The 16,289-nt window shown below is 40.5% G+C and carries 15 protein-coding genes; 1 reads left to right on the top strand and 14 read right to left on the bottom strand.

Annotation, left to right across the window (positions count from 1 at the left end; translation table 11 throughout):
* Window positions 1–354 precede the first annotated feature (354 nt).
* The 12 genes from LKD48_RS15125 to LKD48_RS15180 form a co-directional block, all read right to left on the bottom strand.
* The gene (locus LKD48_RS15125; RefSeq protein ID WP_308732482.1) at window positions 355–1,383 is read right to left on the bottom strand and encodes an aldo/keto reductase; all 1,029 of its coding nucleotides are present in this window, start codon (window positions 1,381–1,383) and stop codon (window positions 355–357) included.
* A gap of 99 nt (window positions 1,384–1,482) precedes the next feature.
* Complete coding sequence (locus tag LKD48_RS15130) at window positions 1,483–3,165, bottom strand: EAL domain-containing protein (RefSeq protein ID WP_308732483.1); 1,683 nt, start codon at window positions 3,163–3,165, stop codon at window positions 1,483–1,485.
* A 147-nt stretch (window positions 3,166–3,312) separates the two neighbouring features.
* On the bottom strand, window positions 3,313–3,693 hold the full coding sequence (locus LKD48_RS15135; RefSeq protein WP_118616081.1) for a BlaI/MecI/CopY family transcriptional regulator: 381 nt from the start codon (window positions 3,691–3,693) through the stop codon (window positions 3,313–3,315).
* Window positions 3,694–4,028: 335 nt separating this feature from the next.
* Window positions 4,029–5,075, bottom strand: a complete 1,047-nt coding sequence (locus LKD48_RS15140) for a branched-chain amino acid aminotransferase (RefSeq protein ID WP_308732484.1) — start codon at window positions 5,073–5,075, stop codon at window positions 4,029–4,031.
* A 123-nt stretch (window positions 5,076–5,198) separates the two neighbouring features.
* The gene (locus tag LKD48_RS15145) at window positions 5,199–5,663 is read right to left on the bottom strand and encodes a sporulation initiation factor Spo0A C-terminal domain-containing protein (protein WP_227102505.1); all 465 of its coding nucleotides are present in this window, start codon (window positions 5,661–5,663) and stop codon (window positions 5,199–5,201) included.
* A gap of 114 nt (window positions 5,664–5,777) precedes the next feature.
* Window positions 5,778–7,766 carry a 2-isopropylmalate synthase gene (locus tag LKD48_RS15150; protein WP_118616085.1) on the bottom strand — a complete coding sequence of 663 codons (1,989 nt, stop codon included), beginning with the start codon at window positions 7,764–7,766 and terminating at the stop codon, window positions 5,778–5,780.
* Between the two features lie 219 nt (window positions 7,767–7,985).
* On the bottom strand, window positions 7,986–9,506 hold the full coding sequence (locus tag LKD48_RS15155; protein ID WP_308732485.1) for an ABC transporter substrate-binding protein: 1,521 nt from the start codon (window positions 9,504–9,506) through the stop codon (window positions 7,986–7,988).
* Window positions 9,507–9,608: 102 nt separating this feature from the next.
* Window positions 9,609–10,535: a carbohydrate ABC transporter permease gene (locus LKD48_RS15160; protein ID WP_118616089.1), complete on the bottom strand. Its 927-nt coding sequence runs from the start codon at window positions 10,533–10,535 to the stop codon at window positions 9,609–9,611.
* An 18-nt stretch (window positions 10,536–10,553) separates the two neighbouring features.
* Entirely contained in the window at window positions 10,554–11,459 is a 906-nt protein-coding gene (locus LKD48_RS15165; RefSeq protein WP_308732486.1) for an ABC transporter permease subunit, read from the bottom strand.
* Window positions 11,460–11,754: 295 nt separating this feature from the next.
* Window positions 11,755–12,774: a LacI family DNA-binding transcriptional regulator gene (locus LKD48_RS15170; protein WP_308732487.1), complete on the bottom strand. Its 1,020-nt coding sequence runs from the start codon at window positions 12,772–12,774 to the stop codon at window positions 11,755–11,757.
* Window positions 12,775–12,932: 158 nt separating this feature from the next.
* Window positions 12,933–13,568 (bottom strand): metallophosphoesterase, encoded by a 636-nt coding sequence (locus tag LKD48_RS15175; protein WP_227102510.1) that lies wholly within the window; start codon window positions 13,566–13,568, stop codon window positions 12,933–12,935.
* A gap of 63 nt (window positions 13,569–13,631) precedes the next feature.
* A complete protein-coding gene (locus LKD48_RS15180; RefSeq protein WP_308732488.1) occupies window positions 13,632–14,534 on the bottom strand; it encodes a helix-turn-helix domain-containing protein in 903 nt (300 codons plus the stop codon).
* A gap of 128 nt (window positions 14,535–14,662) precedes the next feature.
* Here LKD48_RS15180 and kduD point away from each other — a divergent pair, with 128 nt between their 5' ends.
* A complete protein-coding gene (gene kduD, locus LKD48_RS15185) occupies window positions 14,663–15,424 on the top strand; it encodes a 2-dehydro-3-deoxy-D-gluconate 5-dehydrogenase KduD (protein ID WP_308732489.1) in 762 nt (253 codons plus the stop codon).
* Window positions 15,425–15,433: 9 nt separating this feature from the next.
* Here kduD and LKD48_RS15190 read toward each other — a convergent pair whose 3' ends face one another.
* Together LKD48_RS15190 and LKD48_RS15195 are read right to left on the bottom strand one after the other, a co-directional pair.
* Entirely contained in the window at window positions 15,434–15,886 is a 453-nt protein-coding gene (locus tag LKD48_RS15190) for a zinc-binding metallopeptidase family protein (RefSeq protein WP_227102513.1), read from the bottom strand.
* An 85-nt stretch (window positions 15,887–15,971) separates the two neighbouring features.
* On the bottom strand, window positions 15,972–16,139 hold the full coding sequence (locus tag LKD48_RS15195; RefSeq protein WP_308732490.1) for a hypothetical protein: 168 nt from the start codon (window positions 16,137–16,139) through the stop codon (window positions 15,972–15,974).
* Between the last annotated feature and the right edge of the window lie 150 nt (window positions 16,140–16,289).

Raw genomic sequence — 16,289 nt, forward strand, 5'->3', positions numbered from 1 at the left:
TTCTTTGCCATCTCAGTGACAGCTCATCTAATATATCACAGTCGCTTGCGTTTGTCAAGCACTTTTTCAACTTTTTTCAATTCATTGTTTTTAATGGTTTTGAATTGTTTTTGTTATTGCTACAATTCTCATTATTGTTTCTGAATTGTTTTTGTTGTGTCTGTCTTGTTTTCGGCGACGTTGACTATAATACCACCCTTTAAAGGGTTTGTCAACTATTTTTTTATGTTTTTTTGCATTTTTTTACACTATCACTTCTGCTTACAAATACACAATGTAGTAGAGCCGAGGCGAATGTGACGCCGACAAACACTTCGCCGACGTCCCTTTATTAACCTACCGAGGTGAAACACCTCACACCACCGTCTTTCCCGCCAATACTTCACGGTAATCCTTTAAATTTTTCTTTAACAGATTCGGCGTATCAAGACCATATGGGCACTTTGCCTTGCACTTATTGCAGCCAATACAGCCATCAATCTTATTCATGCGTGCCTGTCCTGCTTCATCAAGCCATGCTGCTGATGGTGCTCGGCGAATCATAAGTGACATACGTGCGCAATTGTTAATCTCAATTCCTGCTGGACATGGCATACAATATCCACAGCCTCTGCAGAAATCACCTGACAGCTGCTTTTTCTCTTTTTCGATAAATGCTTCAATTTCTTTTGTATAAACAGGCGGATTCTCTACATAAGAAAGAAACTCGTCCATTTCTGTTTCTCTCTGAACACCCCAAATTGGCAAAACATTAGGATATTGTGCCAGATACGCATATGCTGCTCTTGAATCAGTAATTAATCCTCCAGACAATGCCTTCATTGCAATAAATCCCATACCTGCCTTTGAACAGGCCTCCTCAACTTCAATATCCTTCTTTGTCGCCAAATAACAAAATGGGAACTGCAGAGTCTCATACAATCCACTCTCAATTGCCTCCATAGCAACAGTCAAGCGATGATTGGTAATTCCAATATGACGAATTTTCCCCTGTGCCTTTGCCTCTAGCATAGCCTCATACAAACCACTTCCATCGCCCGGCTTTGGGCAAAAAGCCGGATTATGAAACTGATAAATATCAATGTAATCTGTTTTAAGTATTGCAAGAGATGTCTCCAGATCTTTCCAAAATCCCTCAACTGTTAATGCTGCTGTCTTCGTTGCGATATAGACCTTTTCTCTCATCCCATCAAAAGCCGCCCCAAGCTTTTCCTCACTATCGCTGTAGGCTCTTGCCGTATCAAAGAATCTCACACCACCATCATATGCCTTATGTACAAGACGGATCGCTTCCTCCTTTGAAACACGCTGTACCGGCAGTGCGCCAAATCCATTTTTATTAACGGTAATACCCGTTCTTCCAAGTGTTACCATATCCTTCATTATTTTTTCCTCCACACAAAATCTTTAGCAATAAAGAAATCGTATTTCTTCTATATATAATAGCAGTATAATAGCAATTACTTTTTTTAAAGCTTGTAACTATTCAGAATAGCCAAAAAACTTTTTCAAAAACTCATCCCTCGAGCAAGGCTTCGAGTAATAATATCCCTGAATCAAATCTGGTCCTAGTGCCTTAATCTTTTCGAGGTCTTCCTTAGTCTCAACACCTTCCACGCAGACATACTGATTTAGCTTATGAACCATCTCAATCACATACTGCATCAATTGATATTCATATGAGCGTGACAGTGCCTTTAATGTAAAGCCTCTGTCAAGCTTTACAATATCTGGCTCAAGATTACTGATATTCATTAAATTAGAATAACCTGTTCCAAAATCATCAAGTGCAATCTGAATACGCAGCTGTTTCATATCATTCCATACACTGCGCACTGCCGGTGTTCCTTCAAGATAACCACTCTCTGTGAGTTCCACAATGATTCCACTGCAGCTAATACCAGAATGCTCGATCATTTGCTTTAATTCCATCATAAGGGGACTCTTTAATATCTGCACATAAGACAGATTGATTGACACGCGAAATTCCGGATAATATTTACGGCACTCTGTACACATAGAAAATGCATTTTGAATAATCCACTTTCCAACAGGAATAATCAATCCGCTTTCCTCTAAAATAGGAATAGCTTCTGCCGGTGAAATAAAATTCCCATTCTTATCATGAATGCGAAGCAATGCCTCTGCCGCATATAAGCTTTCATCCTTTGCTCTCACAATTGGCTGAAAATATAGTTCAAATCCCTGATATCCAAGTGAAACTGCCTCTCTCAAGGAACGAAGAATTTCCCTTCTGTGTAAAAATTTCTCATAATCTTCCATTTGAAATTGATACGCTCTGTTTTTTCCGCGTTTTTTTGCCTCACTAAGCGCAAACTGTGAATATTTCATCAATTCCTTATAGCCTCTTACTGATGTATTCTCACTGCTAATAATTCCTGCCGAAATTGTATACACTGCCTCATAACCACTTTTACAAATACTTTCATCTACAGCTTTTCGAATCCTGTGAAACAATTCATCTGCATCATTTTCGTCCGGTCCAATACCAAACACATTAGACTCGACAAGATCCTCAATAAGAAATTCATCTCCTGTCATGCGATATGCCTTCTGGTTCCCAGTCAACTGAGAGCTAATATCATCTGCTACAGTCTTTAGAATACGATCTCCATACTCAACTCCAAACCGCTCATTAATATCGCTAAAATCATCAATGCCAATCCTTAGCACAAATCCATCGACTGACTTTGTTCCAAACGCTTTCATCCGGCTCTTAAAAGAAGCTTCGCCCAAAAGCCCGCTGATATTATCTGCTTTCTGCTGCTGACCAATCTCATTAATGCTGCCAATTAAAAAATGTGGTCTGCCATCTGATTCCCTAAGCACCTTTCCACGACAGTTAATCCAAACTGGAACACATTCTTTGTTTAGCCAGCGATATTGCATGTTATGCCTGTCACGTTCTCCCCGAGCAACTTCTTCAAGCTCAACCTTTAACGCATCATAATCCTCTGAATATACAAATTTGCGGTGTTCTTCCACTGCATTTGTAAAACAATTAGATGAAAGTGCAAATCTTTTCTTTGCCCTTTCCGATATAAAGTATAAATCCTGAATGATATCATACACATACAGATAATTATCCATACAAGGATCAAAGCATTCAATTATGTCGCGCAGCTTTTCAAATGTATAATTCATGCTGTTTCCCTCCCTCATATTGATGGTTATTTTGCTACGGCTGTCAATCTTTAACATTTAACTACTCTTAGCGACATTTTACTTCATTATTCTTAAAAAGTAAAGAGCTGTCGTGTGACAGCTCTCATTTCATTATTATTTTTATTATTATTTTTCCTCAACATGATCAAGCAATCTTCTTAGTTTCTGGCACTCCTCATGTGTAAGAGGAGCGGCTGCGCATAATGTCTGTGCAAACTCTGCCATACTTCCATGGAACCAAAACTCGATTTCCTTTTGCGCCAATTGCTGTTTATACTCTTGTTCACTCTTTATTGCGTGCACATAAGAAATACGTCCCCGGCGCTGCGTTGTAATATATCCCTTTCCTGCCATACGTGTCAAAAATGTCACTACTGTCGTTCTGGCATACTCTTTTCCATACTGCTCATTCAGCTGCTTCACCAACTCTGGAACTGAAATGTCAGGATTTGATTCCCAGATAATTTTCATAATTGGCGCTTCACACACACTTAATTCTTCTCTCATTCCTACCTCCACTATCTTTTTTTACACACATTTGCGGCTATCACCGCGTCTTCCCACACTTTTGTAATCGTTTTCATCAGCATTCTCCTATTATCTGACCAGATTTTGCCCTTTTAGTGCACTCTAACTGCCGATTTTTTACTTGATTACTGTTGCTGATAGTACCATTTTTATGAAGTGTCGTCAAGTGTCATAATAAACACGTATCATTAAAAAAAAGCTGATATCTGCTATCTTTTGGATAACAAACATCAGCTTTTTTCTATTTATTAATTATCGCAGTGTATAGATCAGACATTTGCGATCCGATTTCGCTGCCTGCTCATAAACACAGATTACTCGATTACCTGAATCCATCCCTTTGGAGCCTCGATGCGTCCCATCTGGATACCTGTCAATGTCTCATACAGCTTCTTGGTTACTGGTCCCATCTCATCCATACCGCTTGGCAGGCAGATTTCCTTACCATGATCAACAATCTTTCCAACTGGAGAGATAACGGCTGCTGTTCCGCAAAGACCACACTCTGCAAAATCTTTAACCTCATCAAAGTATACCGGACGCTCCTCAACCTCAAGTCCTAAATATTCCTTTGCAACATATACGAGAGAACGACGTGTGATAGATGGAAGGATCGTGCTTGACTTTGGTGTAACAACCTTTCCATCCTTTGTTACAAACAGGAAGTTTGCACCGCCAGTCTCCTCTACCTTTGTACGTGTTGCAGAATCAAGATACATGTTCTCTGCATAGCCCTGCTCATGCGCCTCAACAATTGCGTGAAGGCTCATTGCGTAGTTTAATCCAGCCTTGATATGTCCAGTACCATTCGGTGCTGCACGGTCATAATCACTTACGCGGATTGTAATCGGCTTCGCGCCGCCCTTAAAATATGGACCAACTGGTGTACAGAAGATACGGAACTGATACTCATTTGCCGGCTTTACACCGATAACAGCGTCACTTCCAAACATATATGGACGAATGTAAAGTGTTGCACCTGATCCGTATGGCGGAACATACCCTTCATTTGCCTTTACAACCTGCTTTACAGCATCTACAAAACGATCCTGCGGGAATGGCGGCATTTCCAGTCTCTTTGCGGAGTTTACCATACGCTCTGCGTTTAAATCCGGGCGGAATACAACGATCTGTCCATTCTCTGTGGTATATGCCTTCATACCTTCAAATACGGTCTGTGCGTACTGCAGAACACCTGCGCACTCGCTGATCGTAATAGTTGCATCTGATGTTAATGTACCTTCATCCCAACTTCCGTTTTTATAATTTGAAACATATCTTTTATCGGTCTGGATATAACCAAAACCAAGACTGCTCCAATCCAGATTTTTCTTCTCCATAATGTCTGCTTCCTTTCTCATATGCTGTCAAATATCCTTTAGTATGGATCGTCAGTTCTTAATTTTCCAGATTCATCATAAGGATTATATTCATTTTATACCAGAAACAGGAAATGTCAATATCCTGCTTTTGCTAACTTAGTTTTATTTTAGGTAGTTAACAATACACTGAATATACTGCATGTTCGTTGGCCTAGTGCTGTTGACTGATGCCATCTCTCCAAATATGCGTTTTTTATATTCCATGCTAGCCAGTGACCATGAACGTTCAATTGCCACGCGTATCGCGCGCTCAATACGGCTCGGAGTCGTATTATGAACCTTTGCAATCTGAGGATACAATAACTTTGTAATTCTCTCAATCAATTCATGATCTTCAAGCGCAAATGTTATCGCATCGTGAAGATACTGTGCGCCAGCCATCGTTCCTACAATTCCAAGGCCTGTCAAAACATCCTGCACAGTCTCCTTTTGCATCCCCACCTCAATCAATACATATCTGCTCTGAGGATTGATTGGGCAGATTTTAAGCAAATCTTCCAATGCGTCTTTGCTCTGAACCACCCCTAAAATATGTACACCTTTAATGCCTTCTGCCACTTGAAACATCGTACCCCTCCTTTTTCTTCTAACGTTTACAAGAAGGAGTTTACTACATCTATAGTGCATAGTAAATAGTACAAACGACATTTTTAGTCGCATTTTTCGCGTAACTTTACCACGTTACTTTTTATTGCGAAACTGAACTGGTGTCATATTAAATGCTTTCTTAAACAGGCGATTAAAATGTTCTACATTTTGATAGCCAACAGAAAGCGCGATGCTTTCAACAGTCATTGAACTCGTCTTTAACAATGTTTTCGCCTTCTTCAGACGTACATTTTTTACAAGCTCACCAAATGTCATGCCTGATTTTTCTTTGATGTATTTTGACAAATACGGTTTTGACAAATAGAACTTATCAGACAGTCCCTCAAGAGTGACACTTAAATAATTTGACTGAATATAGTTCATGATCTCAACCATTCTTTTGTCCTTGGCAAACTGCGCATTCTGAATCTCTTCAATCTTATTTACTGCAACTGTCAGCGCCTCAATTGAAGCCTTAATGATATCGTTGTCAATTCCAACACCCCAATAACGTCTTCCATTGCAAACAACACCAACATATGCAACTGCCTTTGAAGAACTTCCCTTTGTCAGAGAATGCTCCTCATAGAAACTAAGCTCATAGCTAACATTAAAATAATTCTTAATCGCATTGCTGACGGCATCAAGACGTCCATTACCTGTTCCTGTAACGACTTGTGTATTCTGGCCATGCTGAATTGTTGCATTTGCCACAATTCCATTTTCCTGACGGAAATGGCACTCGCTGACCTGGAAAATTGACTTACTGGTAACATAGTGATCCTCAAAAATCTGATAAATAATTGCCGGTGTCAATTCCTTATGCGCCTTATCAGAAATATCCTTAACAGTATAGCCAACCTCCTCGCGCATATTTTCCGGAAGACTCAAACCAAAGTTAGTGCGCAGTACATAGCATACGCCGCCCTTTCCAGACTGACTGTTAATACGAATAACATCTGAATCATAAGTACGTCCTACATCCTTCGGGTCAATTGGAAGATACGGAACATCCCACTTTTCACTCTTTCCAGCTTCTCTCCATGCCATGCCCTTTGCAATTGCATCCTGATGAGAACCAGAAAATGCAGTAAATACAAGCTTTCCTGCATACGGCTGACGCTCATGAACTCTCATGCCTGTCACTCTCTCATATACCTCTACTAAAGATGACATATTAGAGAAATTCAGTTTCGGATCAATACCATGTGAGAACATATTCATCGCCAATGTAATAATATCCACATTTCCGGTACGCTCACCATTTCCAAAAAGCGTTCCCTCAATACGATCTGCACCGGCAAGCAGTCCTAACTCTGCCGCTGCCACACCACAGCCTCTGTCATTATGCGGATGAAGTGAAAGAACAACTCCGTCACGGTACTTCATATTTTTATTCATATATTCGATCTGTGTTGCGAATACGTGCGGCATTGCATTCTCAACTGTTGCCGGAAGATTAATGATCACCTTATTGTCTGGTGTCGGCTGCCATACATCCAAAACAGCATTGCACACCTCAAGTGCATAATCCATCTCAGTTCCTGTAAAGCTTTCCGGGCTGTACTCAAAGGTAAAGTTACCATCGGTCTTATCAGCCAGCTCCTTCAACAATGCAGCACCATCAATTGCAATCTGCTTTACATGCTCTTTATCTTTCTTAAATACCTGCTCACGCTGTGCAACAGATGTGGAGTTATACACATGAACAACTGCTCTTGGTGCTCCCTTAATCGCCGCAAAAGTCTTCTTAATAATATGCTCTCTTGCCTGCGTCAATACCTGAATCGTAACATCAGCCGGAATCAAATTCTGCTCAATTAAGGTACGGCAAAACTGGTACTCGGTTTCTGAAGCAGCCGGAAATCCGATTTCAATTTCCTTAAAGCCAATCTCTACCAGCATCTTAAAAAATTCAATCTTCTCATCCAGACTCATTGGCTCTACAAGCGCCTGATTTCCGTCTCTTAAGTCAACAGAGCACCAGATCGGTGCATGATCGATATCATCCTTCTTGACCCAGTCATAGGTCACGACCGGCGGCATAAAATACTGTTTTTCATACTTTTCGCTTGGATTCATATTATTATCAACCTTTCTTGCTATATTCTATTCTGTTCAAAAAAATTTTATCAATTTCATTGTCGTTTTTTATCTTAACACATTTACAACGCAAATGGTAGTGACTGTTTTAATCATTCGTATTGATCATTTTTAACCAAAAAAAGATGGGGCGCACCGTTTGGTACACCCCATCTTCTGCGAAAGAAAAAGTTTATGAGAAAAAGATTCTAGCAATAATTATTCTGCTACAGAAGAAGACTCTTCTTCAACAGACTCATCAGTAGTCTCAGAACCATTCTCTGCCTTCCATTCATCATACTGTGCCTGGAATGCTGCTAAAACGTCCTGATAACCAGCCTCATCGAGAGCTGCCTGATACTGAGCGATTGTATCTTCAATCTGATCAACGCCATAACCACCATTCTCAAGTGCGAAGCCATACTCATTAAATACATTCTGGCAAGCTGCATACTTATCAGCTACTTCATTCTTATCGAAACGGAAACCAGCTGCGCAAGAAGTATTTGCACCACCGTTGAAGTCCTTATACAGTTCAGCCTTATCATCTGGCTCTGTTGTCAGTGGTGTTACGATAGTTGCAGATGCAGATTCCCACATGGAGTGGTTGTACTTACCAGCATCAGTCTGCTCTACCTTACCGTCAACATAGTTGAAATCCTCACCCTCAATACCAAAGGTGTAAAGATCTGCTAACTTACTATCAGTATACAGAAGTCCTAAGAAATCAACACAAGCCTGTGCTTCTTCTGGTGTGCTGTTTGCTGTTACTGTATAGCAGGAACCAAGTGCAGATGTAGAGTGTGCCCATCTGTCAGTGATTGGTGTCATTACAACTTCCTGATTATAACGGCTGTTTGCCTCTGCATTAACAGGAATATCTGTCCACCAGGAAATACCCCAATCCTGAGTCTGTGTTGTAGTATCAGTTGTAGTCTTTGTTACTTCGTCCTCAGAGATATATCCAGCCTCTGCCCACTTAGCCATTAAGGTACAGAATTCCTTGTACTGATCGGTCAGAACGGTATCAACTACTTCATTTGTGGAACGATCTACTGCTACCCAGTTGGACTGTGAATCAGCGGTAAAGAAATCAAAATCATTGATATAATATCTGTAGAACATAGCTGTCTTCTGTGACAGATATGGATACTTAAGTCCTTCTGCCTCAAGATCTGCTAACATCGGCTCAAGGTCAGCCAAAGTCTTAACTGAACTGATATCCCAGCCATACTTGTCAACAAGATCCTTACGGAACATTACATCATAGCCTTCTACATTATCCTTATAAACTGGTACAAAGTAGTTCTTGCCGTCATATTTAGTAGCTTCCCACTGTCCTTCATCCATAGACTCATACAGAGGTGTTCCCGGAAGCAGATCGGTAATATCATAAACTGCATTTGCAGGTACTAAATCATTTGTTCCAATGGTAGATTCCCATGAAGCTGTCCAAAGCAGGTTAATCTCATTGTTTGCAAGTGCCAGATTTGCCTTTTCGGTATATTCACCTGAACCAATATCGGTCAGTTCGATCTGAACATTGATCTTATCCTTAATATACTCATTGATAGCATCCTGAACCTTCTTTACCTGCTCAGAATCTGGATTTGCCAGATTGAAGCATGCTCTTGTAACTTTGATTGTTACTGGCTCACTATCGCTTGCAAAAGCGGTGCCTGCGAAACAACTGGTTGCCATAGCTGCTGCCATTGATACTGCAAAAAGTTTTCTTTTCATAATAAGTGTCCTCCTTAATAATGTTTGATTTTATTTGGTTTTTATTTGTTTTCATCCACATAATAGATATCTGTGGAAAATGCCCTTTACTTATTGACTTTGTCAGCCCTTTACAGAACCAACTGTAAGTCCCTTTACAAAATACTTCTGGAAGAATGGATAAATTACCATAATCGGTCCGATTACGACAATAACTGTTGCCATCGTTGCAGAGTACTGTGGAATTGTTCCTCCCATAGCTGCCTTAACAGAAGCCGGAACATTGGAGTTATTTAACAAAAACTCGATACTCTTCTGAATATTGATCAGAAGTAACTGCAATGGCTTCTTGCGATCACTTGTAATATACAAAAGTGCATTCTGCCAGTCATTCCAGTAAACAGTTGCCATCATAAATCCAACTGCTGCCATAGATGGCTTTAACAGTGGAAGTGTGATCTGGAAGAAAGTTCGATACTCACCGGCACCGTCAATCTTAGCCGCCTCCATAAGCTCACCAGGAATACTGTTTGCGATGTATGTTCGAAGAATAATAACATTCATCGTTGATACACAAAGCGGTAAAATCAGAAGTGCGATGTTATCCTTTAATCCATACATAGATGTATAAATTATATAGCAGGATAACTGTCCGCCTGAAAACAGCATTGGAATCAGCAGGTATACAGATAAGAACTTACCAAGCATGAAATCCTTACGGCTAATTGAGTAAGCAAACATTGCCATGATCAAAAGTCCAACTAATGTTCCTACAACCGTGATAAAAATCGTTACACCATAAGAGGTTGCCAGCTGCTTGCCATATCTAAGTACGGCATTGATACCATCAAGTGACCACTTCTTCGGAATAAACGAGAAACCATTCTGTACGATTGTCTTCTCATCTGAAAATGCTGCTACAAATACAAGTACGATCGGCAGTGCACAGAACAAAGTGTACAATACCAAGAAGAATAACAATATGTACTGACCGAGTGTTTTACGCTCTCTTCTGGAAGGAGCAAGGTCAAGATCTTTTTTCTTTTTCATCTACATTTCCTCCCTTCATTAGAACAGTGCATTTTCCGGTGCAATCTTACGAACAGCACCATTTGCAAGCAGCATCATCAGCAAACCAACTACTGACTGGAAGAATGTAGTTGCTGCAACGAATCCGAAGTTCGAGTTTTTAAAGATCGCATTCAGTACATAAGAATCAATAACCTGTGTTGTAGAATACAGCTGTCCGCTGTTTCTTGTTACCTGATAGAAAAGACCTGTATCAGATCTCATGATGTTTCCTACTGAAAGAAGAAGCATAACCGTAATCATTGGAACAAGGCTTGGAATCGTGATGTTCACGATCTGCTGCCAACGATTTGCACCATCAATCTCTGCTGCCTCATATAATGAGGAATCAATACCTGCAAGTACTGACATATAAAGTACTGAGCCGTAACCTACGCTGTTCCACATTTTAACGATGGTTAAAATCACCGGCCAATAACTTGCTGTTGTGTAGTAACGAACACGTGCATTAAACAGATTATTTAAGATACCTGTATCAGTACTGATAAATGCATATACGATAAACTGTACAGCTGCATAAGAAATGAATACTGGAATAATCATAACAGTCTGCATTGTCTTTGCACACTTTTTAAATACACACTGGTCAATCGCAATTGCAAGAACTACATTTAGTACTGTTCCAAGTCCTGTGAAGATCACATAATAGAATAATGTATTCTTCGTCATCGACAGGAATGTTGACTTTGATGCAATCAGGAACTTGAAGTTGTCGAGGCCATTCCACGGACTGCCCCAGATTCCCTTAGTGTAATCATACGACTTGAATGCCATTACAAGACCGCCCATCGGGATATAGGCAAAGAACAACAATACAAGAAATGCTGGTAGAGCCATCACGACATGGGCTCTGTGTTTCCATGTGTTATGAAGAAAATTTTTCATCCCTTTCTCACTCCTTTTCCGTAATCTCCGTACCTTTCCTCTCGCAAATTACTTAATCGTTTTCATACTTGAACTATACAACACTTTTAACCAAAATGCAATACCTTTTTTAAAATTTTTATATATTTTTTTCTACTTTTTCTGCCTCGTTTCGCTGTGAGTTGTGTCAGTATTGTATAAATTGTCGCTTTTGCATACAAAAAAAGAGTTCTTTCAGCAAACGCTTTCCGAACTCTTTTCGTTTTTCGAAACAAACCAGCTTGTTTTCTCAACGCTTTTCGTTTATTTCCTCTAATTATTCATTTTCGTTAAGGCAACGAACCGATGCTCCCGGCATTACTGCTCCTGCCTTTACAATCAACTCAACAAGCGCACTCTTTGGCCGTTCGATCTGATCTACAATTGCCTGTGCTGCTGCCTTTCCTATACCAGACATATCCTGTGCATATGTCGTAAGCTTTGGCTGAAACTGCTGAATCAGCGAAATTCCATCATAGCCTGCCACTGAAATATCTGATGGTATGGACAATCCTGCCTCACGAATCACCGCAATTCCTCCGATTGCCGTATAATCATCTGGATACAGAATACAGGTAGGTGGATTTTTAAGTGCAAGAAGCTTCTTTGTCACATCTGCACTTGCCTCTGCCTCAAGATATGGTGCCTCTGGCACATATTCATCCGGCACTGACAGTCCATGTTCCTCCATGGTGCGGTAAAAGCTTGCCAGTCTCACCTTGGTAACACTGTTTTGCTGACCATGTATGTACGCAATTTTTTTATGTCCCATACTGATTACATATTCCGTCAGTTCTCTAACACCTTTTATATTGTCCGACACAACTGCCGGGCAATTATTAAAAACGTGGTCAATTGTTACTACCGGAATATCACTTTCTACAAGCTCAACCACTTCTTCTTTTGTAAAATCTACATTTGCAATCACAACACCGTCAACGTTGCGGTAACGGCAATGCTCCAGATATGACATTTCTCGTCCGCCTACATTCTTATTGATAAAAGTAATGTCATATCCAAGATTTTCCACCTCCGTCTTTAAGCTCTCCAAAACCGGTGCAAAATACGGATGTGTCAGACCACTATGATAGTCGTCAATAAACAAGACGCCTATATTGTGAGTCATTTTTGTTTTCAATGCACGGGCTGCCATATTCGGCAAATAGCCCATTTCATTCGCTTTCTGGCGGATCATCGCTTTTCTTTTTTCGCTGATGTCATCCAGATCGTTGAGTGCTTTGCTGACCGTTGATGCTGACACGCCGCAGGCCGCTGCAATATCTTTTAACGAAACCATCGTCACTTCACCCGCCTTTTCTCAATCGTTTAAGTATTTTCAATATAACCTCATTTTTCTTCATTGTCAATCATACAACATATTTCTTTCTCACATTTTGTTACATTTCCCCATTTATTCCTCCACTTTATTGTATAATAATTACATGTGTTCTTGTCTTAGGCTGGAAACTCTTCCGATAGATATTTTCTGCGCATCTGATCATTTTCTATCCATTCATCTAATGTAAGCGGCGCATAATCTGAAAAAACACAAAAACAGTTAATCATGCAGCACTGAATCGTTTTTTCTTTTCCTTCAAAATCAAGAAAAGATGTTTGTTTTGTTATTCGGATAAAACGATCTATAAGAAGCTCATCTCTTGTGTCATGTACATGTCCATATAACATATATGTCTTTGGCTCCCCATTCTCATTTAGCCGATACTGACCATTATAGCACATAATAGGATAATGACTCAATATAACTTTTCGCCCATTATCATGAATTTCTTTATATGGCTCTATCCATTCAAACAAATTTTTATCAAATCGACGGTATTTCAGATAGCGATCATGATTTCCTTCAATCAAATACTTCTTTCCGTTTAACTGTTTAAGTAATGAATTTGTCTGCATCGCATCACCAAATGAAAAATCACCTAGAATCACCGTCTCATCGCAGTTTCTCACTTTTTCATTCCAGCGCTGTATCATATACTCATTCATCTGCTCTGCTGATGCAAATCCTCTCTTGTCCATCTTTGTATTCAGTGCCTCATGATAAAAGTGGCAGTCTGCTATATAAAAACGCATAGTTATATCCTTTCCTAATTATATTTCATTTTTTTAATACGAGCCATACACCTCAGAGCTATATTAACGTTTTCTCCCTCGATACTGTCTTGGCGTACATCCAAATTCTTTTAAAAAGAAACGTCCTAAATGTGACGGACTGTCAAATCCGGTCTCAAGCGCGATCTGAGTCACGCTTTTATCAGTTGATAACAGCTGCCGACTAGCTTCCTCTAGGCGAAACTGAATCAAATATTCCATTGGGCTGACCTTTAAGACACGCCTAAAGCAGCGGCACAGCTCACTTTTGCTTATAGCAACCACCTGTGCTACATCTTCAAGGCTGACTTTGCATGAAAAATTTTGCTGCATATATGTCATTGCATCCTTAATTCGTGCCAAGTCTCGTTCCTCTTTGAGCGATATCTGCCGTGCTGCGCTTATTCCCTTCTCTACGAGACTTGCCCACAAGAGACAGAGGCAGCCTTTCACCGCCATTTCATATCCAGTTTCTTTTTTTCTGTACTGCTCTGCCATTTTTCTTAAAAGCTGCGACTCTTCTTTACTTAATGCAAATCCATCAGTCTTTGCCAAAAGCAGCGGTGCCACACACTCCCTATATGCACGCGAAAGACGATCAGATTCTGCTAATTTCCACGAACAGACAAAGGAATCAATCACATGAGTGTCTGACTCGCTATTTATCAATTCACGTCTTTTTTCATCTACTGGAACAAGGCGATGAAGCATTCCCGTATTAATAAAAATACTCTCCCCTGGTTTTAACACAAATTCGCTAGTTCCTACCTGCACGAGAATCGTCCCCTTTATAATGTAAGCAAACTGAATCTCATCATGCCAGTGCCATGCAATTTGTCCATGCTCAAACTCTGAAAAGTCATCCCTGTAAATTCCAATTGGAAAATCGTCACTTCCATGACGGCGAAGCTCACGAAGACTTGTATCCACTACCGTTTTTTGCTCCATGTAATTTTCGTTCCTCCTTCATTTAGCTCCGATTATGCTATTTCTTGAGCTTATTATACTATATTTTCCTTCTAAAAAGCAATATAGTAATAACAAGCAAAAACACAAAAAGGAAAGGAAAAAAAGATATGATTTTAGATTTGTTTCGTTTGAATGGAAAAGTTGCTGTTATTACTGGCGCAAACACTGGATTAGGACAGGGCTTTTGCGTAGCCTTTGCCGAAGCCGGAGCAACTGTCATCGGCATTGCACGAAGAAGCTGCGCCGAGACTGCTGCAAAGGTGGAGGCTGTTGGCGGTACTTTCTTTGAAGTACTTACAGATCTTTCTGCACCAGATGCATCAAAGACAGTTGCAAATGCCTGCAAAAAACTGACAGGCCGCGTTGATATTCTTGTAAACAATGCTGGAATCATTCACCGCGAGGATGCCGTAAATGTCACAGAAGCAAGCTGGGATCTTGTCACCAATTTAAATGAAAAGCTTGTCTTTTTCCTGTCTCAGGCCATGACGAATGAGTTCTTCATCCCACAGGGCGGTGGTAAAATTATCAATATTGCTTCTATGTTAAGCTTTCAGGGCGGCATCCGCGTTCCTTCCTACACAGCAAGCAAAAGCGCCGTGATGGGTCTCACCAAGGCGCTTGCAAATGAATGGGCTTCTCTTAATATTAATGTAAACGCAATCGCGCCGGGCTACATGGCGACAAACAACACGACTGCACTTCGTCAGGACAGTGACAGAAATGATGCTATTCTTTGCCGCATTCCGGCGGGACGCTGGGGAACCTCCAATGATTTAATGGGGGCTGCTGTTTTTCTTGCCAGCGATGCTTCATCTTACGTAAATGGTTTTACACTTGCTGTTGATGGCGGCTGGCTGGCTAGATAAGCTTCTATATTATTCTTCCTCGAAGACCGGTGCACCGCCGGTCTTTTTGCTTATCATAGATTCCATAAAGTCAATATATTCCTGTTTTGTAAATATAGGTTTGTAGTCATCCACAAGCTTTTTTGCAGCTACAGCACCGCCCTTTAACAATCTATAGGCTGTAAGTGCAAATATTTTTGCCGTAACAATATAGGCAAGTTCCTCATCATTCACATCAAAATCAACACTATGAAGACCGCTTCCTACTGCACCGCCTGTGTTAAAGGTAAATACTGGCTGAAGATGCTGTACATCTCCTACATCTGTTGAACCACCGCTCGGTGTGCTTGTCGCATCAACTACATTCACATTATACTTGTCACCTGCTGCAAGCTTTGCCGCCTCAACCAGTTCCTCTGGTGCATCGACTGGAATTGTTGGCAGATATCCAGGCATAGTCTCAATTTCAACCTTAGCCCCCACTGCAACTGCACCTGCCAAAAATGCACGATCAGTTTTCTCTGATGCATCAAGAATTGCCTTTGTATTATTTGCTCTTACAAGTGTCTCACTGACTTAACCCAGCGGCAAGCCACTGTGGTTCCTTTGACGGAGTTCTAGTGTCTGCGTACATCGCAAGGACTTTGGCAGACACATCTGTTCCGGAGCAACAAAACTCGCGAACAAGCAGTCCTACGACCACATTTGTGTCGATTCGATGGAACTGAATCTTCACATTCGCGTTCTCTGGGCCACAAGATCTCCCAGATGGATACTAAGTCAAATACCCGTGACTATGAAATTAAACAGTACGAATACCGGAATTCATAATCTTTTTTCTTGAACGAATGATTTCTTCAATCATGTTCTTTTCTTTTTGATACAT

The sequence above is a fragment of the Anthropogastromicrobium aceti genome, assembly GCF_020687335.1.
Taxonomy (GTDB): Bacteria; Bacillota; Clostridia; order Lachnospirales; family Lachnospiraceae; genus Anthropogastromicrobium; species Anthropogastromicrobium aceti.